The following is a 21,841-nucleotide window of genomic DNA, read 5'->3' as shown; positions in this document are numbered from 1 at the left end:
GCTGAATAAACGTTCAACCGTGGTTCAAGGGGGAAACACCACGTGGACGAAGTCTCGTCACTGGATCAGCAGACGCTCGGCGTCTACCGCGCGATTCTGTTCCACAAGGAACACGATCCGAAGCGCCTCGCCGCTTTACTCGACTGCACACCGGAGGCGGTGGAGGCGGCCCTGGACCGGCTGTCCGAACTCGCCCTCCTCGCGCCTTCGACGGACTCACCCGGCCGGCTGCGGGCGGTGAACCCGTCGCTCGGCCTGAAGGTCCTCCTCCAGCGGGAGCAGAACGAACTGGCCTGGCGCCAGCAGCGCATCGAGCAGAACCGCGCCGCGCTGGCCGCGCTCGCCGCCGAGTACACGGCGTCCGGCTGGTCGAACACCCTGGACGGCACGGAACACCTCGACAACGTCGACGACATCCGTATCCGTCTGGAGGCGCTCGCCGAGTCCTGCGTGCGCGAGTCCCTCGCGTTCCATCCGGTCAACGCGCTCACCCAGGAGTCGATCGAGGCCGGCCGGCCCCTCAACGAGCGGGCGCTCGCGCGGGGGGTGCGCTTCCGGTCGATCTACCTCGACAGCGTCGCCAACGACCGCGTCACCAAGGCGCACGCGCAGTGGATGGCGGAGCGGCACAGCGAGATCCGGACCTCGCCGACGCTGCCGATGCGGCTGCTCATCGTCGACAACACCGCGGCGATCGTGGCAGGTCTGCCGGGTCAGGCCCAGCCGTCCGCGCTGCTGTTCAGCAGCCAGCCGGTGGTTCTCGCGATGCGGGCCCTGTTCGAGGCGTACTGGGAACACTCCTGCCCCCTCGACCGGCCCGGCGACGCCCTGCCCGGCGGGCTGACCCCGCAGGAGCGCAAGCTCCTCCAGCTCCTTGCGACGGGTCTCACCGACGAGGCCGTGGCCCGTGCGCTCGGTATCGGGGTCCGCACCGAGCGCCGCATCATGGCCGAGCTGATGGAGCGCCTCGGTGCGTCGAGCCGCTTCGAGGCCGGTGTGCAGGCCACGCGCAGGGAGTGGATCTGACGGGGCGTCGTCGTCCGCATCGCACTCACCGCTGAGGGGTGACGGGCCAGACGAAGTCGTCGGGCGAGGCGGGTATACCGGGCAGGCCGGGCAGGTTCTGCGGAAGGCTCGGCCACACGAAGTCGAGGGGCCGGGCCGGCGGGGTCGGCCACACGAAGTCGTCGGCGGAGGAGGGGGCCGCCTTCGGGGCGCCGGCACCCTGTCCGGTGGCCCCCGAGGGGAGGGCCTGCGCGGGCACGGCCCACAGGATCCCGCCGAGTACGGCGGCGGCGAGGACGGTACAGCGGGTGGTGGCACGGGACATGAGAGGTCTCCATTCGCGAGTACGGTGCGGCGTACGTTCGATGCGTTGACCTGCGCCGGTCCGGTCCGTCTCGGCCCGTTCCGACTGCGTGCCTAGAGATAATCACCGCGCCACCCCCACTGTCCGCATCCGGCCACGCCAGGAAGCTGCATGGCAGGGAGTTGCCTGAGGGGCGGGGTCTTCGGGTGGGGCCTATCGGCCCTCGGCCCCGGCGTCCGGTCCGGCCGCCGCGCGGCGGAACTCCGCGTTGATGCGCAGGGCCTCCTCGAGCTGGTCCTCGAGGATGATGATGCGGCAGGCGGCCTCGACGGGGGTGCCCCGGTCGACGAGCTCGCGGGCCCGTGCCGCGATACGCAGCTGGTAGCGGGAGTAGCGGCGGTGTCCGCCGGCCGACCGCAGCGGAGTGATCAGGCGCGCTTCACCGATGGCCCGCAGGAACGCGGGCGTGGTGCCGATCATCTCGGCGGCCCGGCCCATCGTGAAGGCGGGGTAATCGTCGTCGTCGAGACGGCCGAGCGGTCCTTCTGCTGTCATTTCACCTCGTCGAGGGGCGCATGGAGGGGCCCCGGCGCCGTCGCGGCGGCCGCGCCCCGGGCAAATTGAACACCATGCGTCCGCAAGGCCACGCCGCCGCGGGGCCGCGCGCACGCCGAGGGCCCCGACCGGTGCGCAGGTCGGGGCCCTCGGCATGCGCGCGGCCTCGATGGCCGGCGGCGGCGTGTCTACGCGGAGGCGGGCGAGCCCATCAGCGCCGACGCGGCCTGGAGCGGGGTGAGTCCAGCCCCGGCGGAGCCGCCCGCGGAGGCCTCGGTACAGGCGAAGCCGAGCGCGGTCAGCGCCCTGACCACCTCACCGGAGGTGAAGTCGCGCCGGTCCTGCCGGGTGATGACGGCCCCGACCTGCTTGACGGGGTAGCGGCGCCGCCCGATGAGAACGGAGTCGCCGGTGACGGGTTCGGGTTTGACGCCCTTCATCGCCTCCAGCACATCACTGCTGAAGAGGTCGAAGGGGAATCTGGCGATGACACAGCGCATGGGGGGCCTCACAGGCAGAGGGACGGACCGGAGCTGTGGACGATGTCCCGCAGCTGGATGCGATCGGTGTAACGGGCGCTGTCGCGCGCGGCGCCCAGCTCGGCGCGGCTGACCGTACCGGTGCAGCGGCCGTCCTCGTCGCAGAGGAGAAGCTGACCGGCACGGGAGCTGTCGAGGACGGACAGGGCGACCTCGACGGTCATGTCGGCCCAGACGTGAGGTCCCGACGGCCTCGGGTACGCACCCCCCGAAGGGGGGCGGGCCGTCTCGCGCGGATGTGTCTCGACCAGTGTCAAAGTGCCTCCTACGGGATGGGGGGACGGGGCAGGGCTACGGGCCGTGGTCTCACAGGTCAGGACGCCGCGGCGACCGGGGGCCGGAAGGTTCCCGTGCCCTGCCCCGTGCGCGGCTGGTCGCCGGCGCGCCTCGGATCGGCGGCGCGCCGCGCCTCGGCGGAACGGCTGCGGCGGCCGCGGGTGCTCGCCCCGCTGCGCCGAGGGCGTTCCGCCACTGGCGCGGTGATGACGACCGGCACACCGGACGGCGCCCGCGCCCCGGTGATGCGGCTCAACTCGGCCTCACCCGAACGGACTTGGGCGATCTGCGGAGTGATCCCGGCGTCGCGCATCAGCCGGCTCATGTCGCGGCGCTGGTTGGGCATGACCAGGGTGACGACGCTGCCGGACTCCCCGGCACGGGCCGTACGGCCGCCGCGGTGCAGGTAGTCCTTGTGGTCGGCGGGCGGGTCGACGTTGACGACGAGGTCGAGGCTGTCGACGTGGATGCCGCGGGCGGCGACGTTGGTCGCGACCAGGACCGTGACGTGGCCGCTCTTGAACTGGGCGAGGGTGCGGGTGCGCTGCGGCTGGGACTTGCCGCCGTGCAGGGCGGCGGCGCGCACACCCACGCCGAGCAGGTCCCGGGTCAGCCGGTCCACCGCGTGCTTGGTGTCGAGGAACATGATGACCCGGCCGTCGCGGGCGGCGATCTCGGTGGTGGCCGCGTGCTTGTCGACGGGGTGCACATGCAGGACGTGGTGTTCCATCGTGGTCACCGCGCCGGCCGACGGGTCGACGGAGTGGACCACGGGGTCGTGCAGATAGCGGCGCACGAGGAGGTCGACGTTGCGGTCGAGCGTGGCGGAGAACAGCATGCGCTGGCCCTCCGGCCGCACCTGGTCGAGCAGGGCCGTGACCTGGGGCATGAAGCCCATGTCGGCCATCTGGTCGGCCTCGTCGAGCACCGTGACGGCCACCTCGTCGAGCCGGCAGTCGCCTCGGTCGATGAGGTCCTTGAGCCGCCCCGGGGTGGCGACGACGATCTCGACGCCGCCGCGCAGCGCTCCGGCCTGACGCCCGATGGACATCCCGCCGACGACGGTGGCCATCCGCAGCTTCAGCGACCGCGCGTACGGGGTGAGTGCCTCGGTGACCTGCTGGGCGAGTTCGCGGGTGGGGACGAGGACCAGGGCGAGCGGACGGCGGGGCTCGGCGCGCCGCCCGGCGGTACGGGCGAGGAGGGCGAGCCCGAACGCGAGGGTCTTGCCGGACCCGGTACGGCCGCGGCCGAGCACGTCACGCCCGGCGAGGGAGTTGGGCAGGGTCGCGGCCTGGATGGGGAACGGCTCGTTCATGCCGAGGCTGGTGAGCGTCCGCAGGAGCTCGTCCGGCAGGGCGAGCTCCCCGAAGGAAGCGACGGCGGGGAGACCCGGCCGAACGGTCTTCGGCAACGCGAACTCCCCGGAAACCACACTCCGGCTCGTTCGCCCGGATCGACTCTCTCGACCTGCCCCATACGTACGTTTCATGATCGGCAAAACCTTCCTGAGCGCGGCACGAAAATGCACGGCACGCGTCAGGGAATTCCCGCGACATTTGAACAGCACAGGGAATCGCAGGAACGAGCCGAATAATTGGATGCCAAAAAGATGAACGGCACCCGGAAAAGCAACGAGCTGGGGCCCGCACCCCAAGGTGCGGGCCCCAGCTACGGTCTACGCGTCAGCGACGACGTCAGGCGGGAACGATGTTCTCGGCCGTCGGGCCCTTCTGGCCCTGACCGATGTCGAAGTTCACCTTCTGGCCTTCCTGCAGCTCACGGAAGCCCTGGGCGGCGATGTTCGAGTAGTGGGCGAAGACGTCGGGGCCGCCGCCGTCCTGCTCGATGAAGCCGAAACCCTTTTCCGCGTTGAACCACTTCACGGTGCCAGTAGCCATGTCATATCTCCTTCGGGGCAGTGCCCGGAGCCCGCACTGTGCGAACCCCTGTCGCCGCGATCATCGCCCCGCCCGGAAAAGACACCGGAAACACAGAAGCGCTCCCGCCGGAAACGAATATCCCGGCGGAGGCACTCGAAGTTTTTGGGAACCACAACTGCAACTAAATCCAACAGTAGCATGCCACATCGAAATCCCGCAGAACTCCAATTTCCCGGCCCCGCCGACCGGAAAAACTTCAGCCCGCCCGCCCCCAATTTCTGCACTCGCCGGAACAGATATCACTCAGTGGCCGGCGGCCGACCGCCAGGTCAGGAGCCGTTCGCGACCCCGGGCGACCAGGAGCATGGTCATCGCCACGACGGTCACGACCTGCGAGAGCACGACGAGGTCCTTCTCCGCGTACCAGAGGGGTTCGTACATGTTGGGCAGCGGTCCGAATGCGCCGACGTCGACGAAGCGGTAGACGAGCAGGGCGGCGAGCCCGCCGGCCGCGGTGAGCCAGGCGAAGACGTCGCCGAGGGACCGGCGCCAGAACAGGACCAGCACGGCGGCGAGCGCGGCGAGGGCGGTCTCGATCCTGAAGAGGGAGCCCTGGCTGATCGTGGCGCTGACGGGGTCGTAGCGGGACGCGAGGTCCGCGTGCACGTACGCGTTGACGGCGAGTCCGGCGGCGGCGAGGATGCGGGCCGCCGCGCGCCATGGCCGGCGCGCAGGGCGGGGGGACGGGGGGTCGGTCGGTTCGTGGGACATACGGGTCCTCCCGGTGACGAGGGCGTGCGGGGTGCGCCGACGTCAGCGGACCGTGAGGGTGCCCTTCATGTTCGGGTGGATGGTGCAGATGTAGGAGTACGAGCCCGGCTTGGACGGCGCGGTGATGGTGGCCGACTCCCCCTGCGCGAGGTTGCCGGTGTCGAAGGACTTGTCGTCGGCGGTCAGGGTGTGCGTGGCCGAGTCCTCGTTCGTGACGGTGATCTTCGTGCCGGGGCTGACCTCGAACTTGGCCGGGTGGAAGGCGAAGTTCTTGATGGTGACCTTCACTTCGCCCTTGCTGCTCACGGACGACGACGGCGAGGCGGAGGGGGACGCCGGGGTCGAGGCGCTCGCCGGGGCGGACGGTGCGCCGGAGGACACCGATACGGAAGCGGAGGCGGGCAAGGTGCTGCTGGAGGAGGACCCGTCGCCCGAGTCCGAGCATCCGGTGAGGGTGGTGACCAGACACAGGGCGGCGACGATCAGGGCCGCGTGCGGTCGGCGGTGACGCATGGACATCGTGTCTCCAAGTGGTCTGCGGGGCACGCCGATGTCCGGCAGGAGCCCGGCCCATGCACGGATCCGTCCGCCGGACGGATGAACACGGGCACCGCTAAGAGATGTCGGCAGGAGGAGGCCCTCGCACGAGTGACAGCGCCTGAACGGCCTACGCAACGGGCTGCATACGGTCATCCCAGGTCGAGAAGCTCCTCGTGGAAGCCACCGAAGCCGCGCTCGCGGTCGATCAGATGGATCTCCAGGATCCAGTGGCAGTCGCGTCCGGCCCGGTCGGGGCGCCGGAGCCGGGCGGCGTTCCCGGGTGCGATGTACGACTCGATGTCGGCGCCGTCGATCTTCTCGTGCGGGAACTCACCCACCGGGTGACCGGCGTGCCAGCCGCCCAGTTCCCAGCCGCGCGTGGCGGCCAGCCGGGCGACCTCGGCGTGGAGCGCGGCGCCGGTGATGTCCAAGTCGGTCTCGAAGGCGCGGCGTCCGGCGGCGAAGACCTCGGGCAGGTCGTCGCGCAGCCGGAGCTTGTCGGGGTCGTCACCGAGGACGAAGGTGCGGCCGAAGTCGGCTTCCCACTCCTCGAAGATCGGCCCGAAGTCGGCGAAGGCGATGTCGTCCTGGCCGATGATCCGGTCCGGGGGATTCTCCTTGTACGGGTGGAGGGTGTTCGGGCCCGAGCGCACGATGCGCTTGTGCCAGTGGCGCGTGGGTCCGAACAGTTCGTTCGCGAGGTCGCGGATCCGGTCGCTGACCGCCCGCTCCCCCTCCCCCGGCGCGACCAGCTTCCTCGCCTCGATCTCGGCGAAGAGCTCGGCGGCTTTGGCCTGGGCGTCCAACAGGCATGCGGTGCGGTCGAGTTCGGTGTTCATGAATCCCCTCCGGTCGGGTGTTCCGCTCAGTTGTGCGCCTCGTCGACGACGCGGACGGCACGGGCCAGGAAGTACTCGGAGTTGTCCTCGTAGCAGACGAGTTGCCAGCCGTTGCCGTCCAGCATGGGCCTCAGATTCGGCTCGCCCAGCGGGTCGTCGGGGCTCAAGGGGCGGCCGTGCCGGGCGGCGCGCTCGGCGCGGCCGGAGGGATGGAAGAGAAGAAGCGTGCCGCCGGAGGCGGTGACGCGAGCCCACTCCCGCAGGGCTAGGGGTGGGTCGGGGAGATGGTCGAGCAGCCCGGCGCTGAAGATGCCGTGCGTCGCGCCCGGCGGCAACGGCAGACGGTGGCAGTCGGCGACCAGCAGGCAGGCCGGACCGGCGCGCCCCTCCCGGGCGGCTGCCGTGAGCATGGCCGAGGTGACGTCCACCCCGAACACCTTCCCTTTGTCACCCACCCCGGCACGCAGGGCAGGCAGGGCGCGTCCGCTGCCGCAGCCCAGGTCCAGAGCCGTCTGGCCGGGGAGCAGCCCCATCCGGGCGACCGCTGCCACGTACCTCGGGCCGTCGGCGGCGAAGCGCGCCTCCCAGGCATCGGCCCTGGGCGTGAAGAACGTACGGGTGGCGGTGTGCGCGGCGCGCGCGGCCACCAGCGCCGCGAACCGCCCGAACACCCGGTCCCGGTACGGGCCCGGCTCGGCCGGTTCACCCGACGCGGCATCGCGGATGCCGGGAGCGGTGGCGGCCTCTTCCGGGAATGCCGTCACGGAGGCGTCCACGGCGGCCTCGTCCACCTCCAGGTGGAACTGCAGCCCCCACGCCGAGCCGCCCACCCGGAACGCCTGCACCGGATACCGCTCGCAGGAGGCCAACAGCGCGGCGCCGTCCGGCAGTTCCATGATGTCGCCGTTCCGGTGCAGCACGCGCAGCCGCTCGGGTACACCCGCGAACAGCGGATCCCGGTCGGCCGCCGGACCGGTGCGTACCTCACCCCAGCCCGGCTGCGAGCCGGAACCCGTACGGACCGCGCCGCCCGCCGCGACGGCGAGAAGCCGGGCCCCCAGACACACCCCGAGCACCGGCACCTCGGCGGCCAACGCCTCGCGCAGCAGGGCCAGTTCGGCACGACGCGCAGGGAACCCGGCATCGCTGTGAGCGGCCATGGGCCCGCCCATCACGACCAGTGCCTCGACCCCGGCCAGGCTCTCCGGCAGCGGATCCCCCGCCCACACCCGGCACACCCGCAGCCGCAGCCCGGCCGCCATCAGTGCCTCACCGATCGCGCAGGGCCCCTCGTCCCGCACATGCTGCACCACCAGTACGCCCACGGCCTCGCCCCAATCCGCACATGCAGCACAGAACAGCCTGATCACACAGTACGTGCGAGTCAACAAGACCATTCAAGCCGCACAAGCGGCTCAACTCCAGCTCCGTCAGTAGACGTCGCGGACGTAGCGCTTGTCGGCGGCGAGCTGCTTGACGTACAGGGCGGCCGCATCGGGGGCGAGGCCGCCATGGGCGACGGCGATGCCGCACAGTGCGCTGTCGACGTCCTTGGCCATGCGGGCGGCATCGCCGCAAATGTAGAAGTGCGCGCCCTGCTGGAGCCAGGACCACAGCTGGGCACCGTGTTCGCGCATGCGGTCCTGGACGTAGATCTTGGCACGCTGGTCGCGGGAGAAGGCCGTGTCGAGCCGGGTGAGGGTGCCGTCCGCGAGGAAGGCGGACAGCTCGTCCTCGTAGTAGAAGTCGGTGGCGCGGTGCTGTTCACCGAAGAAGAGCCAGTTCGGACCGCCGTGTCCGCGGGCCCGACGCTCGTCGAGGAATCCGATGAACGGGGCGACACCGGTGCCGGGACCGACCATGACCATCGGAGCCGTGGGGTCCGCCGGGGGCCGGAAGTTCGGTGAGCGCTGGACGAAGACCGGCACCGGGACATCGGGAGCGGCATCGGCGAGGAAGGCCGAGCACACGCCCTTGCGGGGGCGGCCGCGGACGTTCTCGTACCGGACGACGGAGACCGTCAGCGACACCTGATGGGGGTCGACCAGAGGGCTCGACGATATGGAGTACAGGCGGGGTTGCAGCCGCTTGAGGACGCCGGCCCAGTCCTGGGCGTCGGCGTGGGCCGCGTGCTCGGCGACGACATCGACCGCCTGGCGGCCCCAGGACCACTGGGCGAGCTCGCCCTTGTTGTCGGGGCGCAGCAGCTTCTTCAGGTCGCGGTCGCCGGTGCGCTCGGTGATGAAGGCGAGCAGGGCGGGGGTGAGCCGGGTGATGTCGAGGTGCCGGTGCAGGGCCTCGCCGAGGGGGACGTCGCCCACGCCCGGGACCTGTACGGCGGCGTCGGGGGCGAGACCGGTGACGGCCAGCCATTCGGCCACCAGATCAGGGCAGTTGACGGGATGCACGCCGAGCGCGTCACCGGCTTCATAGACGAGCGGCGCCTCGCTGTCCCGGCTGTCGAAGGTGAACCGCCGGACCTCCTTCCCGGCGCCGGGAAGGCTGAGATTCCGATTGCCGGCCAGCCGGGCGACGGCGGGTGCGGGCTTGGTGCTGCGGATCGGCGTCATGGCCGGGGCGGGCGCCTGGGCGGGTGCCTGCGCCAGGTCGTGGACCGGTGTCGGAGCGGTGCTCAGGTGGGTGAAGACCTGGTCGAGCCAGGCGTGGGCGGAGGGCTCGTAGTCCGGTTCGCAGTCGGTGCGCGGCGCGAGGCGCACGGCTCCCAGTTCGTCCAGGCGCCGGTCGAGGCGTCGCCCATGGCCGCAGAAGTCGTCGTACGAGGAGTCCCCGAAGGCGAGTACGGCATAGCGCCGGCCCTCCAGCCGCGAGCTGTCGGGGGCGGTGAGGGCCTCCCAGAATCCGGCGCCGTTGTCGGGTGCGTCCCCGTCGCCGAAGGTGCTGGTGATCAGCAGTAGATCAGCGGTGGCCGGGAGGGTTCCGGGGTCGGTGGCGTCCATGCCCATCAGGGCGGTGCGGTGCCCGGCCGCGGTGAGCCGGTCGGCGGTGATCGCCGCGAACTCCTCGGCGTTTCCGGTCTGCGAGGCCCACAGCACGACCACCTCGCGGCCGCCGCTCCCGGCCCTCTGCGCGGGCTCCGTGTCCGGCTGCGGTGCGCGCGAGTACATGCCGGCGAGTACGCCGTTCACCCAGCGGGCGTGCTCCTCGGTGAAGGGCGCGCCGGGCGGCAGGACGGGAACCCCCGGCGCTCCCGACTCCAGCCCCGCCAGAAAGCCGACCAGGTACTGGCGTTCGCGCTCGGTCAGCACGGGCGGAGGGGTGGATGCCAGCCCGAACACGGCCGCGGTGCCGGGCGCAGCGGTGGACGCGGCGACGAGCTCCGGCCCCGGCTCCGCGCCAGGGACCGGGGACGGCCGGGGAACGACCGCGACCGGCGTGCTGACCTTGGCCAGCGTCACCGCGCACACCTTGAACTCGGGCTGGAACGAGATCGGGTCGACGGCGTCGCTGGTCACCGCGTTGATGCTCAGATACTCACCGAAGAGGTCGTTCCAGTGGAACGGTGCGAAGCAGCACCCCGGCCGCACCCGGTCCGTCACCACGGCGGGCAGCACGGCCCGGCCGCGCCGGGAGGCGACTTCCACGGAATCTCCCTCGCCGATGCCCAGACGGTCGGCGTCCTCGGGATGCAACTCGACGAAGGGCGCCGGGTCGAGCTTGTTGAGCTTGGCGACCTTGCCGGTCTTGGTGAGGGTGTGCCACTGGTGCTGGAGGCGCCCGGTGTTGAGGACGAACGGGTAGTCGTCGTCGGGCATTTCCGCCGCGGGGATGTGCGGGCGGGCGAAGAACACGGCCCGGCCGCTTGCCGTCGGGAACACCGGACCGGCGCCGTCCTCGCTCATGTACCGGATCGGGTTGCGGTCCGGACCCTCGGCGTCCGCGGCGGGCCACTGGACGGGCGTGGCGCGCAGCCGCTCGTACGTCACGCCCCGCAGGTCGTACCCGGTCTTCGGGTTCCAGGCGCGCTTGATCTCCTCGAAGACGTCCTCGGCAGTGTCGTACGAGAACGCCTTCTCGTATCCCATCTCGCAGGCGATGAGCGCGATGAGGCGCCAGTCGGCCATGGCCTCGCCGGGCGGGTCGACGGCAGGGCGGGCGAGGGTGAGGTTGCGTTCGCTGTTGATCAGGACGCCTTCGGTCTCGCTCCACAGCGCGCCGGGCAGGACGACATCGGCGTAGGCGTTGGTCTCCGTGTCGGCGAACACGTCCTGCGTGACGACGAGTTCGGCAGCTTCGAGCCCCTCGATCACGGTCCTGCGGTTGGCGACCGAGGCGACGGGGTTGGTGCAGATGATCCAGCAGGCCTTGATCTCCCCCTCGGCCATCCGCCGGAACATGTCGACGGTCCCCTGCCCGGAGCCGTCCGCCCGTACGGCGCCGGGTTCCAGACCCCACAGGTCCTCGGCGAAGGCACGGTCCTCGTCCACAAGAACGGATCGCTGACCGGGCAGGCCGGGTCCCATGTAGCCCATCTCGCGGCCGCCCATGGCGTTGGGCTGGCCGGTGAGCGAGAACGGTCCGCTGCCGGGGCGGCATATCGCCCCGGTGGCCAGGTGCAGATTGATCAGAGCGTTGGTGTTCCACGTGCCGTGCGTGGACTGGTTGAGCCCCATGGTCCAGCAGCTCATCCACTCTCCCGCCGCACCGATCCACCGCGCGGCCTTCCGGATGTCCTCCTCCGGGATACCGGTCATCTCCGCGACCGTGGCGGGCGGATAGTCGGCGAGGAACTCCGGCATCGCCTCCCAGCCCTCGGTACGGTCCGCGATGAACTCGTCGTCCAGGTCGCCGTTCTCGTGGAGCAGGTGCAACAGCCCGTTGAGCAGGGCGAGATCGGTTCCCGGCCGGATCTGCAGGAACAGTCCGGCCTTGTCGGCGGTGGCGCTGCGCCGCGGGTCCACGACGATCAGTTTCGCGCCCGCCTTGACGCGCTCCATCAGCCGCAGGAAGAGGACCGGGTGGCAGTCGGCCATGTTGGACCCGATGACGAGGAAGACATCGGCGCGCTCGAAGTCCTGGTACGAGCCGGGCGGCCCGTCGGCGCCCAGGGAGAGCTTGTAGCCGCTGCCCGCACTGGCCATGCACAGCCGGGAGTTGGACTCGATCCGGTTGGTGCGCACGAAGCCCTTGGCGAGCTTGTTGGCGAGGTACTGCGCCTCCAGGCTCATCTGCCCCGACACGTAGAAGGCGACCGCGTCCGGGCCGTGTTCGTCGAGGATCGCCCGCAACCGCCGAGCCGTGGACGTGATCGCCTCGTCCACGGCGACGGGCACCGGCTCGGTCCCCCGCTCCGCCCGCACCAGCGCGGAGGTCAGCCGCCCGGGGGCGCTCAGCATGTCGGCCGTGGTCACGCCCTTGGTGCACAGCCGCCCGAAGTTGGCGGGATGGGCCTTGTCGCCCGACGCCTTGAGAACCTTCCGGCGTCCGTCGGCCCCGGTGGCGACGTCGAGCACCATCCCGCAGCCCACCCCGCAGTACGAGCACACGGTCCGCACCTGCTCGGTACGGCCCCGCGCGTCCTGAGTGACCACCGGGCGCTCTCTTTCGTGGGTCGGATGAGACCACCCGACCGTACGAAATGCCCGTTACCCCGACGTCAACCCAAGTGATCACGGGCGGTTACGCCCGCCACACACTCACCGGCCCGCGGCTGTGAGAAGCGGGGCGTCCGCCGCTCTCCCGTCCCCTGTTCAGGAAGCCTGCCTCGGCCGCTCCGGCTCCAGGCGCAGCTGCCTGCGGCGGCGCTGTTGCGCCACGTCGGCCACGGGAGCCGACAGGAGCAGCGTTCGCGTGTACGCGTGGTCGGGGGTGCGTGTGATGTGGTCGGCTTCACCCGTTTCCACGATCTCGCCCCGGTGGATCACGGCGACCCGGTGGCTCATGCAGCGGACCACCGACAGGTCGTGGGAGACGAAGAGGTAGGACACCCCGGTCTCCTGCTGGATCTCCAGGAGGAGGTCGAGCACCGTCCGTTGCGTGGTGAGGTCGAGCGCGGACACCGGTTCGTCGCAGACGACGAGGCGCGGGCGGAGCGCGAGGGCGCGGGCGATGGCGACGCGCTGGCGCTGGCCGCCGGAGAACTCGCGCGGCAGGCGTCGCGCCGCGTCGGACGGCAGGTGGACCCGGTCGAGCAGGCCGCCGACCCGGCCGCGCGCCTCGCGGGCGTCGACGCCCTGCGCGAGGAGCGGTTCGGCGAGGGTGTCGCCGATGGTGAGGGACGGGTTCAGCGACGTGTACGGGTCCTGGAAGATGACCTGGAGGTCACGGCTGAGGGCCCGGCGGCGTGCCGTGGTCGCCGTGTCGATGCGTTCGCCGTCGAGGGTGATGGTGCCCGAGGCGACCGGCACCAGACCGAGGATGGCGCGGCCGATGGTCGTCTTGCCCGAGCCGGACTCGCCGACCAGGCCGAGGGTTTCGCCGGGCCGGATGTCGAGGTCCACCCCCTTGAGCACCTCGGTGCGGGGCGCGCGCCACCCCTTGCCGGGGAACGACACCCGCACGTCCTCGACGGTCAGCAGGGCTTCGGACGCCGATGCGCCGGTCATACGGTGGTGCTCCTTGCCTCGCGGGGCTGCCAGGGCTCCCGTGCGGGGGCGTTGTCGAGAACGGCGTCGAGCAGGGTGCGGGTGTAGTCGTCCTGCGGGTCGTGGAGCACCTGCTCGGTGGTGCCGGTCTCCACGATGCGGCCCTTGTTCATGACGGCGACCCGGTCGCAGAGGTCCGCGACGACGCCGAGGTTGTGGGTGACGAGCAGGACGCCCAGGTTCCGCTCCTGTTGGAGGCGGCGCAGCAGGTCGAGCACTTCGGCCTGGACGCGGACGTCGAGGGCGGTGGTGGGTTCGTCGGCGATGAGGAGTGCGGGGTCGCAGGACATGGCGCCGGCGATGAGTACGCGTTGGGCCATGCCGCCGGATATCTCGTGCGGGTAGCGGCGCATGACCTGTTCGGGGTTCGGGATCTCGACGGTGCGGAGCAGGTCGACGGCGCGCTCGGCCGCCTCCTTGCGGGACAGGCCGAGGACGTGGCGCATCGGTTCGATGAGCTGGCTGCCTATGGTGAAGGCCGGGTCGAGGTTGCTCATCGGTTCCTGCGGGATGTACGCGACGGTCGCGCCGCGCAGGGCGCGGTGGTCCCGCTCGGGCATCCCCACGACTTCCCGGCCCGCGACGAGGACGCTGCCGCGGGAGATCCGGCCGCCCTCGGGGAAGATGCCGAGCACGGAGAACGCGGTCTGCGTCTTGCCGGAACCGGACTCGCCGACCAGGCCGACGATTTCGCCGGGCCGCACATCGAGGTCGACCTCGTGGACGACCTCCTTGTCGCCGCCCTCTGATCCGGGATAGGCGACGGCGAGCGAGCGGATCGACAGAAGCTCGGCCCGCTCCTCGCCGGAGTCCGCGGGGGCCGCGGCATCGGCCGTGCGGGCGGGAGTTCGCGTACGACGGGACGCTTGTCCCGCGCGGTCCTCCAGGGAGTCCCGCAGGGCCGTGGCGATCAGGACGAGTGCGGCGTTGGTCAGGCCGAGGGCGAGTCCGGGCCACAGCAGCAGGATCGGCCGGCGCTGGATGTTCTGGAACGCCTCGTTGAGCATGGCGCCCCAGGTGGCGGAGTCGCCGCTGCCGACACCGAGGAATTCGAGGCCGGCCTGGAGGGCGATGGCGAGGCCGGACACGAGGGCGATCTGGATGATGATGGGGCCGCGGACGACGATCAGGACGTGCCGGGCCACGATGCGGGTGTCGGAGAGTCCATAGACGCGCGCGGCGTCGACGTACAACTCGCCCCGGACGTTCGCGACGATGCCCCGCACCAGGCGGAAGAAGCTGGGGGAGGACAGGAATCCGAGGACGACCATCAGGACCCAGACGTTGGGGCCGAGGATGGCGCGGGAGGCGAGGAGCACGACCATGGCGGGCAGCGCCATCACGAGGTTCACGAGCCAGTTGGCGACGGAGTCGAAGCGGCCTCCGTAGTAGCCGGCGTACAGGCCGGCGGGGACACCGAGCGTGAGCGCGATGCCGAGGGCGATGACGGCGCCGCCGAGGGTGTTGCGCCCGCCGTACAGGATCCGCGAGAGGATGTCGCGTCCCGCCGAGTCCATGCCCAGCGGGTGGCCGGAGCTCGGACCGGCGAACGCGTCGGCGAGCGACGCGTCCCCGGGGGCCTGGGGTGCGAGGAGCGGAGCGAGCAGCATCGCCGCGACCAGGAGCAGAAGGACCGTCAGGGAGACGGCGCCCAGCGGATTGCGGACGAGCCGCCACAGGATGCCGCGGGAACGGTCGGCGTCCGCCGGGGTCTTCGCGGTCGGTGCCGGATCGGCAGGGAGGTTCTCGCTCATGCGATCCTCGCCTTCGGGTTGAGCCAGCCGATCACGATGTCGACCAGGAGGTTGATCAGGACGACGCCGATGACGGTGAGCATGACGAGCGCCATGATCACGGGGATGTCGCCGCGGGTGGTGTAGGTGACGGTCATGCTGCCGAGGCCGGGCAGGCCGAAGATCTGCTCGACAAGGACGGCGCCGCCGAGCAGGCCGACGAACTGCATGCCGAGGACGGACAGGGCGGGCGCGGAGGCGTTGCGCAGGACGTGCTTGAGCACGATGCGGGACGGGGGCAGTCCACGGGCCCGCAGCGTGCGGACGTAGTCCTGGCGCAGGACGTCGATGACGGCGCCGCGCACCTGCTGGGAGACGCCCGCCACGGAGGCGACCGACAGCGAGATCACCGGCAGCGTGACGGTGGAGAGCCAGCCGCCCGGCGACTCGGTGAACGGGGTGTATCCGATGGCGGGGAACCAGTTCAGTCGGACCGCGAAGACCAGTACGAGGATCAGCGTCACCAGGAATCCGGGCAGCGCGTAGCCGAGGACGCCGAGGATCTGGACGCCGCGGTCGACGGCGCCGCCACGTCGCATCCCGGCCCACGCGCCGAGCAGGAACGAGACGAGGGCCGTCACGAGCGTGACGCCGAGCATGAGACTCACGGTGACGGGCAGCCGGTTGGCGATGGCCTGGGAGACGTCCTCGCTGGAGAACCAGGACGTGCCGAAGTCCCCGCGCACGGCGTGGGAGAGCCAGTCCGTGTACTGCGCGAGGACCGGCCGGTCGAGTCCCAGCTGGGCGTTCTTGGCGTCGACGACGTTCTGCGACGCCCCCTCGCCGAGGAGTTGGCGCCCCACATCCATGTCCGGGATCGACAGAAGCACGTAGGAGAGGAACGAGATGACGAGCAGGAGCACCGCTCCCGCGGCGATCCTGCGGGTGATGAAGGTCAGCATGTGTCTCGGTATCCGTGACCGCGGCCGAATCGGCCGGCGTGAACCGCGCCGGGTGCGGCGGCCCCGCTCCGGGGCGGGGCCGCGCGCGGCGCGTGGGACGTCCCGCACCGCATCGGCGGACGAGATCGTGAGGCGACCCTACCTGCGGTTTTTACCGCCGAGCAGGTTTGCGGGGAGGGATTTGACCAGCTGGTAAGTGAGGGACGGTCTCCAGACACAGTGGCTGCTCGGGCCCGACGCGGTGCCGATGGGAGCGCTGGTAAGCGACTTCCTCGGCCGGTACGGCTTTCACGTGAGCGACTCCGCCGAGGGGCCGGTCACGAGCCGGCCTTCGCGAGCACCTGGGCGGCCATGCTGCGGTGTCCCGCGGCGTTGGGGTGGAAGCCGGCGGCCTCCGGCGTCTCCTTCGGCTCGATCCAGCGCACCCCTTCGGCCTTGCAGGCGTCGTGCCCCACCGACGGGGTGTAGGTGTTGACGTAGGTCGCGCCGTAGGCGGAGGCCTGCTGGGAGAGCATGGAGTCGAGCTCCTTCTCCTTGTCGCGGAACCAGGCGAAGTCGCCCGCCGCGAAAGGGATGGCGTCGCGGCACGCGGACCCGTCGTCGGGCATGATCACCGGGTAGCCGACCAGGAGCACCTTCGCCTGCGGTGAGCGGGTGTGGATCTCCTGGAGGATCGCGTCGATCTTGGGCGCGGTGCTGTTGATGCGCGAGCGGATCTCGTCGGTGCCGAGCAGGGTGTAACTCGTCTTGCAGGGAGACCCGTTCGGGTCGAGATACGCGACCAGGACACAGCGGGTGCCGACTTCCTGGAGGCCCAGGTCGTTGCCGCCGATCCCCAGGGTGACCAGCGTCGTGTCCGGGCGCAGCGCGTCCAGCTGGGGAGGCGTCGAGTCCTGTGGCCCGGCCATGTTGCTCGTGTCGGCGCCGGCGCAGGTCACGTCGGTGACGCTGGTGGCGTGCAGGGCCCCGGCGACCAGCGAGGGGTAATTGCTGTTGGAGCGGCCGCAGTTCGAGTCGACCTCGTCGGGGATGCCGAGTCCGGAGCTGTACGAGTCCCCCAGCGCCACGTAACGCACCGGGGCGGCTCCCTGCTTGGCGTGCGCGGAAGGCTGTCGGTCGCTCGAGTGGGCCGCCGCGGGCTGGACGAGGGACAGCCCCACCAGCCCGGCGGCGCCCACGAAGACGGCGGCGCGGAGCAGAGGGCGCCGGGCGCCTTCTGGGGATGAGGGATCAGGGGAGGAACGGTGCGAACGGTGCAGCTGCACTGCTGTACCTCTTCTCATCTGCGGCATAGGCGCACGGAGGGCCTCACTCGGACGAGGACGACCGAGCTCGAAAACCGTAAGGTGATCGGTTTCTAGCCGTCAAGACGTCTGCGCGCGACAACTTGGACACCCCCGCCCGGCGCACCGCCCCACTTGCCGGGACATCCCGGGGAGACCTTGACAGCAAAAACCGATCACCCTACGTTTTTTGATTGGCTGAGTCTCCAGCCGTGTCGACGCATCTCACCGGGCAGGCCGAATGACCCACCAGCACCACTCCCCCGCACCCGGCGCCCCCACAGCGGGCAGCGAACTGTCACTCGCCCAGAAGGCGTCGCTGACCAGCGGCGCGGGTGACTTCGTCACCCAGGCGGCAGGAGACATCCCGGCCGTGTCCCTGTCCGACGGGCCGCACGGACTGCGGCTGCCCAAGGAGCAGGGCGACGGCGGCCAGGTCGACCTGCACAGCGCGGCGCCCGCCACCTGTTTCCCCCCGGCCGTCGCGCTCGGCAGCAGCTGGGATCCGCAGCTCGCAGGCCGGGTCGCCGCCGCCATCGCCGCCGAGGCACGGGCGCACGGCGTCCACGTCGTGCTCGGTCCCGGCATCAACATCAAGCGGTCACCGCTGTGCGGACGCAACTTCGAGTACTTCTCCGAAGACCCGCTCGTCACCGCCGAGGTGGGCGGCGCGATGGTGCGCGGGCTGCAGGAGGCGGGTGTGGGCGCCGCGCTGAAGCACTACGCGGCGAACAATCAGGAGACCGACCGCATGCGCGTCAGCGCCGACATCGACGAGCGGCCGCTCCGTGAGATCTACCTCCGCGCCTTCGAGCGCATCGTCCGCCGGGACCGTCCCTGGTCGGTGATGTCGGCCTACAACGCGGTCAACGGCGTACCCCTGAGCGAGAACCACCGCCTCCTGACCGACATCCTGCGCACCGAGTGGGGCTTCGACGGTGTCGTGATGTCCGACTGGGGAGCGGTACGCGACCGTGTACCCGCGCTGCGCGCCGGGCTCGACCTGCAGATGCCGGGCACGGGCGGACGGACCGACGCCGAGGTCGTCGCGGCCGTCGAGAGCGGCGAGCTGGACGCCGGGGCGCTCGACCGGTCGGTCGCCAGGCTCGCGCTCTTCGCCCGTCGCGCCACCGCGGCCGACGGCACCGGGGCCGACGAGGTGTCGTACGAGGCACACCACGAACTGGCCCGGACGGCCGCCGAGCGATGCGTCGTCCTGCTCAAGAACGACGGCGAACTGCTGCCCCTGGCCCCGGGCTCCGGGACCGTCGCCGTGATCGGCGAGATGGCCCGCACCCCGCGTTTCCAGGGCGCCGGCAGTTCACAGGTCACCCCGACCCGGCTGGACGTACCGCTGGACTGCCTGAACGCGGCAGCGGACGGTGCGAGCGTCACGTTCGCGGCCGGCTACGCCCTGCCGGGCGCCGACGCGGAACCGGCGGAGGATCTCGTCGAGGAGGCCGAGCGGCTCGCCGCGGGCAGCGACACCGTGCTGCTCTTCCTCGGACTGCCCGCGCAGGACGAGTCGGAGGGCTTCGACCGCGACCACATCGACCTGCCCGCAGCGCAGGTGCGGCTCCTGGAGCGCGTCGTGGCGGTCAACCCGCGGGTCGTCGTGGTCCTGTCCAACGGCGGTGTGGTCCGCACCGCTCCCTGGCACGACCGGGTGCCGGCGCTCGTCGAGGGCTGGCTCCTCGGCCAGGGCGGCGGCGCGGCGCTCGCCGGCGTCCTGTTCGGCTCGGTCAACCCGTCGGGCCGGCTCGCCGAGACGATCCCGCTGCGCCTGGAGGACTCCCCGTCACATCTGTCCTTCCCGGGCGAGGAGGGCCATGTCCGTTACGGGGAAGGCGTGTTCGTCGGATACCGCGGCTACGACAAGCGCCGCACCGAGGTCGCCTTCCCGTTCGGGCACGGACTGTCCTACACGACGTTCACGTACTCCGCCCTGACGGTGCTGCCGGGCGCCGACGGCGCACGTCTGGATCTGCGCGTACGGGTGGCCAACACCGGGCAGCGGGCCGGGCGCGAGGTCGTACAGATCTACAGCCGGGGACCGGCGGGTGGCCGAGTGGCCTGCCCGGAGCGCGAGTTGCGCGGGTTCGCGTCCGTGGAGCTGGCGCCGGGCGAGGAGGTGGAGGTGCGCGTGAGCGTGGACCGGGCCGACCTCGCCCACTACAGCGAGCGCGAGGCGAAATGGCGTGTGGAGGGCGGTGTCCACCACTTCGAGGCGGCGGCCTCGTCCCGGGACATCAGACTCACCGTTCCGGTGACGCTCGACGGAGACCCTTCCCGGATTCTGCTGACAGGGCGCCACACCCTGGCGGAATGGCTCGAACACCCCGTCGGCGGGCCGCTCCTTGCGGAGGCGTTCGCCCGCGGCCGCACGGACGAGAGCGCGGGCGCCATGGCCGATCCGGTGATGCGGCGCTTCCTGGCGGGAGTTCCGCTCGATGTCATCGCCGACTTCCCGCAGAGCAGCGTCGGCCCCGAGGACGTGATCACGCTGTCGGCCAAGGTGGCGGCGGAGGCGGCCGGAGGGGAACCCCCGACCGACGACGAGTGAGGGTGCAGCGGTGATCGACGATGACGAGTGAGGGCGCCGCGGTGATCGAGGGCGAGGCCGCGGCCGGGTGGGAGCCGGTGCTCGACGCGTTCGCCGACGCCCAGGCGCGGGACCCCGGTTCGGCGCAGCTCGCGGTGTACCGGCGCGGGCGCCTCGTCGTGGACACCTGGACGGCCGCCGGACCGGCGGGCGCCCGCCCTTACGGGCCCGAGTCGGTGGGCGTGCTGATGTCGGTCACCAAGGGGTTGTCGGCCGTCTGCGTCCAGATGCTCACCCAGAACGGCGAGCTCGATGTGACAGACCCGGTCTCCCGCTACTGGCCGGAGTACGCGCGCAACGGCAAGGCCGGAACGACGGTCGCCGACCTCCTCACCCACAGCGCGGGGCTGCCCGCGTTCACCCGCGACCCGGCCGATGCCGCCGCCGTCGACCTGTTCGACTGGGACGGGTGCGTGGCCCGGCTCGCGGACGCGCGGCCGGTGTGGCGGCCCGGCAGCGCCTTCCACTACCACCCGCTCACCTACGGCCACTTGGTCGGCGAGGTGGTGCGCAGGGTCACCGGCGCCACCGTCGGGTCGTTCTTCGCGGCCGAGGTCGCCGGCCCGCTGGGGCTCGACCTGTGGATCGGACTGCCACCGCACGAAGAGCACAGGTTCGTCCAGCAGCACCAGCCCGGGGCGGCGCCCACGTCCGAGGCGATTGCCGCGGCGCTGCACTCCGTCGGCCTCACACCGGACGACCGGCTCGCCCGCTCGATCCTGGCGTCCATGGCCGAACTCGCCGCCGTCACCGCCGCGTTCCGCTCCCGGCAGGGCCGCGCCGCCGAGATTCCCGCGGCCGGCGGCATCGGCAACGCCCGCGGCCTGGCCCGGCTCTACGCGGCCCTGACAGGACACGTCGACGGTGTGCGGCTGCTGTCGCCGCTGACCGTGGAGCGGGCACGGGCACCCCGCACCGACCATCTGCCCGCGCCGGCGCCACTGCGCCGCCCCGCGCACACGCACCCGGCACGCTTCGGCCTCGGCTTCGAACTCCCGCGCCCCGGCCTGCCGATGCTCGGCGAGGGCTCCTTCGGCCACGCCGGGGCGGGCGGCCGCCTGGGCATGGCGCACCCGGAGAGCGGCCTGGCCGTGGGCTACACCTGCACGGAGATGACGTGGGACGGGTCCCAGGGCCCCGACCCGCGCTGGATTCCGTGGACCCGGGCCATCCGCCGGGCCGCGGGGCTGACCACCGGCTTGTGGTGAACGTCCGAGGCCACGCGGCACCGCGCAGAGGGCGGGACACACACACCAGTGAGCAGAACGCCGGCACGCAGCGGAACGCCGGCCACACGTCAACGCACAGAGGGCCGGAGGCGGACACCGCCTCCGGCCCTCTTCACGTCTCTCGCAGCGGAACCGTCACTCCTCATCCGGTTTCGCCGCCAGCAGGCTCATCACGTCCTCGATGGGCTGCTCCATGTCGGTGGACCGGTCGATCAGCCACTGCAGCTGGATTCCGTCGGCCAGCGCGATGAACAGGACCGCGAGCCGCTCCGGCGGGATGTCCGAGCGCAGTGTGCCCTCGTCCATCCGCCTGCGCAGATAGTCCGCCGTGCGTTCGCGCATCGTCGGATAGCGCTCGGCGAAGTGGGCGTGCGCCGGGTGAGTCGGATCGCTCGCGGCTGCCGCCATGGACACGAACAGTTCCACGAGTCCGGGCGTGCTCGTGCTCTCCCGGATGAGCTCGCGATAGCTCTGCGGGTCGGTCCGCTCCGCGTGCCGGATCCTGGCCGTCTCGTCACGCATCCGCAGGACCTGCGTCAGCAGGTCCTCCTTCGAGTCGAAGTAGTGCATGAGACCCGGAAGGCTCAGATTGCACTTGGCCGCAACCTTGCGCAGCGAGGTACCGCGGTATCCCTCACTCGCGAAGATCTCCAACGCCGCGTGGAGGATCTCGGCGCGCTTCGCCTCGCCCTTCTCGTACGGGCCCCGTTTCGCCATG

19 protein-coding genes are annotated in these 21,841 nt (G+C 71.3%); 3 read left to right on the top strand and 16 right to left on the bottom strand.

The features are described 5' to 3' along the window. Positions 1 to 42 precede the first annotated feature (42 nt). Positions 43 to 1,026 carry a helix-turn-helix transcriptional regulator gene (locus ACWFR4_RS25745; RefSeq protein ID WP_384001378.1) on the top strand — a complete coding sequence of 328 codons (984 nt, stop codon included), beginning with the start codon at positions 43 to 45 and terminating at the stop codon, positions 1,024 to 1,026. Between the two features lie 25 nt (positions 1,027 to 1,051). Here the strand turns inward: ACWFR4_RS25745 and ACWFR4_RS25740 are convergent, their stop codons facing one another. From ACWFR4_RS25740 to ACWFR4_RS25670, 15 genes are all read right to left on the bottom strand, one after another. Beyond that, positions 1,052 to 1,330: a hypothetical protein gene (locus tag ACWFR4_RS25740; RefSeq protein WP_453654728.1), complete on the bottom strand. Its 279-nt coding sequence runs from the start codon at positions 1,328 to 1,330 to the stop codon at positions 1,052 to 1,054. A 192-nt stretch (positions 1,331 to 1,522) separates the two neighbouring features. Further along, positions 1,523 to 1,864, bottom strand: a complete 342-nt coding sequence (locus ACWFR4_RS25735) for a MerR family transcriptional regulator (protein ID WP_227297850.1) — start codon at positions 1,862 to 1,864, stop codon at positions 1,523 to 1,525. 188 nt (positions 1,865 to 2,052) lie between these two features. Then, a complete protein-coding gene (locus tag ACWFR4_RS25730) occupies positions 2,053 to 2,364 on the bottom strand; it encodes an SCO5918 family protein (protein WP_453469493.1) in 312 nt (103 codons plus the stop codon). 8 nt (positions 2,365 to 2,372) lie between these two features. Continuing rightward, positions 2,373 to 2,567, bottom strand: a complete 195-nt coding sequence (locus ACWFR4_RS25725) for a hypothetical protein (protein WP_453469494.1) — start codon at positions 2,565 to 2,567, stop codon at positions 2,373 to 2,375. Positions 2,568 to 2,716: 149 nt separating this feature from the next. Beyond that, positions 2,717 to 4,171, bottom strand: coding sequence for a DEAD/DEAH box helicase (locus ACWFR4_RS25720; protein WP_453654726.1), 1,455 nt, complete (start codon positions 4,169 to 4,171; stop codon positions 2,717 to 2,719). Positions 4,172 to 4,376: 205 nt separating this feature from the next. After that, positions 4,377 to 4,580: a cold-shock protein gene (locus ACWFR4_RS25715; RefSeq protein ID WP_327578695.1), complete on the bottom strand. Its 204-nt coding sequence runs from the start codon at positions 4,578 to 4,580 to the stop codon at positions 4,377 to 4,379. Positions 4,581 to 4,865: 285 nt separating this feature from the next. After that, positions 4,866 to 5,333 carry a hypothetical protein gene (locus ACWFR4_RS25710; protein WP_453465841.1) on the bottom strand — a complete coding sequence of 156 codons (468 nt, stop codon included), beginning with the start codon at positions 5,331 to 5,333 and terminating at the stop codon, positions 4,866 to 4,868. Positions 5,334 to 5,375: 42 nt separating this feature from the next. Continuing rightward, positions 5,376 to 5,852: a cupredoxin domain-containing protein gene (locus tag ACWFR4_RS25705; RefSeq protein ID WP_453654724.1), complete on the bottom strand. Its 477-nt coding sequence runs from the start codon at positions 5,850 to 5,852 to the stop codon at positions 5,376 to 5,378. A 170-nt stretch (positions 5,853 to 6,022) separates the two neighbouring features. Further along, positions 6,023 to 6,712 (bottom strand): M24 family metallopeptidase, encoded by a 690-nt coding sequence (locus ACWFR4_RS25700; RefSeq protein ID WP_453654722.1) that lies wholly within the window; start codon positions 6,710 to 6,712, stop codon positions 6,023 to 6,025. Positions 6,713 to 6,738: 26 nt separating this feature from the next. Next, positions 6,739 to 8,037, bottom strand: coding sequence for a methyltransferase domain-containing protein (locus tag ACWFR4_RS25695; protein ID WP_453654720.1), 1,299 nt, complete (start codon positions 8,035 to 8,037; stop codon positions 6,739 to 6,741). A 105-nt stretch (positions 8,038 to 8,142) separates the two neighbouring features. Next, on the bottom strand, positions 8,143 to 12,186 hold the full coding sequence (locus ACWFR4_RS25690) for a molybdopterin-dependent oxidoreductase (protein WP_453654802.1): 4,044 nt from the start codon (positions 12,184 to 12,186) through the stop codon (positions 8,143 to 8,145). A gap of 234 nt (positions 12,187 to 12,420) precedes the next feature. Next, positions 12,421 to 13,275, bottom strand: a complete 855-nt coding sequence (locus tag ACWFR4_RS25685) for an ABC transporter ATP-binding protein (protein WP_453654718.1) — start codon at positions 13,273 to 13,275, stop codon at positions 12,421 to 12,423. After that, entirely contained in the window at positions 13,272 to 15,068 is a 1,797-nt protein-coding gene (locus tag ACWFR4_RS25680; RefSeq protein ID WP_453654716.1) for a dipeptide/oligopeptide/nickel ABC transporter permease/ATP-binding protein, read from the bottom strand. Before ACWFR4_RS25680 ends, ACWFR4_RS25685 begins: the two co-directional genes overlap by 4 nt. Continuing rightward, complete coding sequence (locus ACWFR4_RS25675) at positions 15,065 to 16,009, bottom strand: ABC transporter permease (RefSeq protein WP_453465852.1); 945 nt, start codon at positions 16,007 to 16,009, stop codon at positions 15,065 to 15,067. Before ACWFR4_RS25675 ends, ACWFR4_RS25680 begins: the two co-directional genes overlap by 4 nt. A gap of 317 nt (positions 16,010 to 16,326) precedes the next feature. After that, positions 16,327 to 17,274 (bottom strand): GDSL-type esterase/lipase family protein, encoded by a 948-nt coding sequence (locus tag ACWFR4_RS25670; protein ID WP_453654714.1) that lies wholly within the window; start codon positions 17,272 to 17,274, stop codon positions 16,327 to 16,329. A 259-nt stretch (positions 17,275 to 17,533) separates the two neighbouring features. On the opposite strand from ACWFR4_RS25670, the gene ACWFR4_RS25665 reads away from it, so the two are divergent. Together ACWFR4_RS25665 and ACWFR4_RS25660 are read left to right on the top strand one after the other, a co-directional pair. After that, positions 17,534 to 19,855, top strand: a complete 2,322-nt coding sequence (locus ACWFR4_RS25665) for a glycoside hydrolase family 3 C-terminal domain-containing protein (RefSeq protein ID WP_453654712.1) — start codon at positions 17,534 to 17,536, stop codon at positions 19,853 to 19,855. Positions 19,856 to 19,875: 20 nt separating this feature from the next. After that, complete coding sequence (locus tag ACWFR4_RS25660; protein WP_453654710.1) at positions 19,876 to 21,102, top strand: serine hydrolase domain-containing protein; 1,227 nt, start codon at positions 19,876 to 19,878, stop codon at positions 21,100 to 21,102. Positions 21,103 to 21,258: 156 nt separating this feature from the next. On the opposite strand, the gene ACWFR4_RS25655 is transcribed toward ACWFR4_RS25660, so the two are convergent. Further along, the gene (locus ACWFR4_RS25655) at positions 21,259 to 21,840 is read right to left on the bottom strand and encodes a TetR/AcrR family transcriptional regulator (RefSeq protein WP_453654708.1); all 582 of its coding nucleotides are present in this window, start codon (positions 21,838 to 21,840) and stop codon (positions 21,259 to 21,261) included. Position 21,841 lies beyond the last annotated feature (1 nt).

Source organism: Streptomyces sp. NPDC055140, from assembly GCF_053607285.1.
The sequence above is the reverse complement of the archived record's forward strand: the minus strand, read 5'-3'. Positions and strand labels throughout refer to the sequence as shown.

Bases quoted from the DNA above. Each gene is read 5' to 3' on its own strand.
- ACWFR4_RS25740 (WP_453654728.1), bottom strand. From the start codon at position 1,330: ATGTCCCGTGCCACCACCCGCTGTACCGTCCTCGCCGCCGCCGTACTC.
- ACWFR4_RS25735 (WP_227297850.1), bottom strand. From the start codon at position 1,864: ATGACAGCAGAAGGACCGCTCGGCCGTCTCGACGACGACGATTACCCC.
- ACWFR4_RS25730 (WP_453469493.1), bottom strand. From the start codon at position 2,364: ATGCGCTGTGTCATCGCCAGATTCCCCTTCGACCTCTTCAGCAGTGAT.
- ACWFR4_RS25725 (WP_453469494.1), bottom strand. From the start codon at position 2,567: ATGACCGTCGAGGTCGCCCTGTCCGTCCTCGACAGCTCCCGTGCCGGT.
- ACWFR4_RS25720 (WP_453654726.1), bottom strand. From the start codon at position 4,171: ATGAAACGTACGTATGGGGCAGGTCGAGAGAGTCGATCCGGGCGAACG.
- ACWFR4_RS25715 (WP_327578695.1), bottom strand. From the start codon at position 4,580: ATGGCTACTGGCACCGTGAAGTGGTTCAACGCGGAAAAGGGTTTCGGC.
- ACWFR4_RS25710 (WP_453465841.1), bottom strand. From the start codon at position 5,333: ATGTCCCACGAACCGACCGACCCCCCGTCCCCCCGCCCTGCGCGCCGG.
- ACWFR4_RS25705 (WP_453654724.1), bottom strand. From the start codon at position 5,852: ATGTCCATGCGTCACCGCCGACCGCACGCGGCCCTGATCGTCGCCGCC.
- ACWFR4_RS25700 (WP_453654722.1), bottom strand. From the start codon at position 6,712: ATGAACACCGAACTCGACCGCACCGCATGCCTGTTGGACGCCCAGGCC.
- ACWFR4_RS25690 (WP_453654802.1), bottom strand. From the start codon at position 12,186: ATGGTGCTCGACGTCGCCACCGGGGCCGACGGACGCCGGAAGGTTCTC.
- ACWFR4_RS25685 (WP_453654718.1), bottom strand. From the start codon at position 13,275: ATGACCGGCGCATCGGCGTCCGAAGCCCTGCTGACCGTCGAGGACGTG.
- ACWFR4_RS25680 (WP_453654716.1), bottom strand. From the start codon at position 15,068: ATGAGCGAGAACCTCCCTGCCGATCCGGCACCGACCGCGAAGACCCCG.
- ACWFR4_RS25675 (WP_453465852.1), bottom strand. From the start codon at position 16,009: ATGCTGACCTTCATCACCCGCAGGATCGCCGCGGGAGCGGTGCTCCTG.
- ACWFR4_RS25665 (WP_453654712.1), top strand. From the start codon at position 17,534: ATGACCCACCAGCACCACTCCCCCGCACCCGGCGCCCCCACAGCGGGC.
- ACWFR4_RS25660 (WP_453654710.1), top strand. From the start codon at position 19,876: ATGACGAGTGAGGGCGCCGCGGTGATCGAGGGCGAGGCCGCGGCCGGG.
- ACWFR4_RS25655 (WP_453654708.1), bottom strand. From the start codon at position 21,840: ATGGCGAAACGGGGCCCGTACGAGAAGGGCGAGGCGAAGCGCGCCGAG.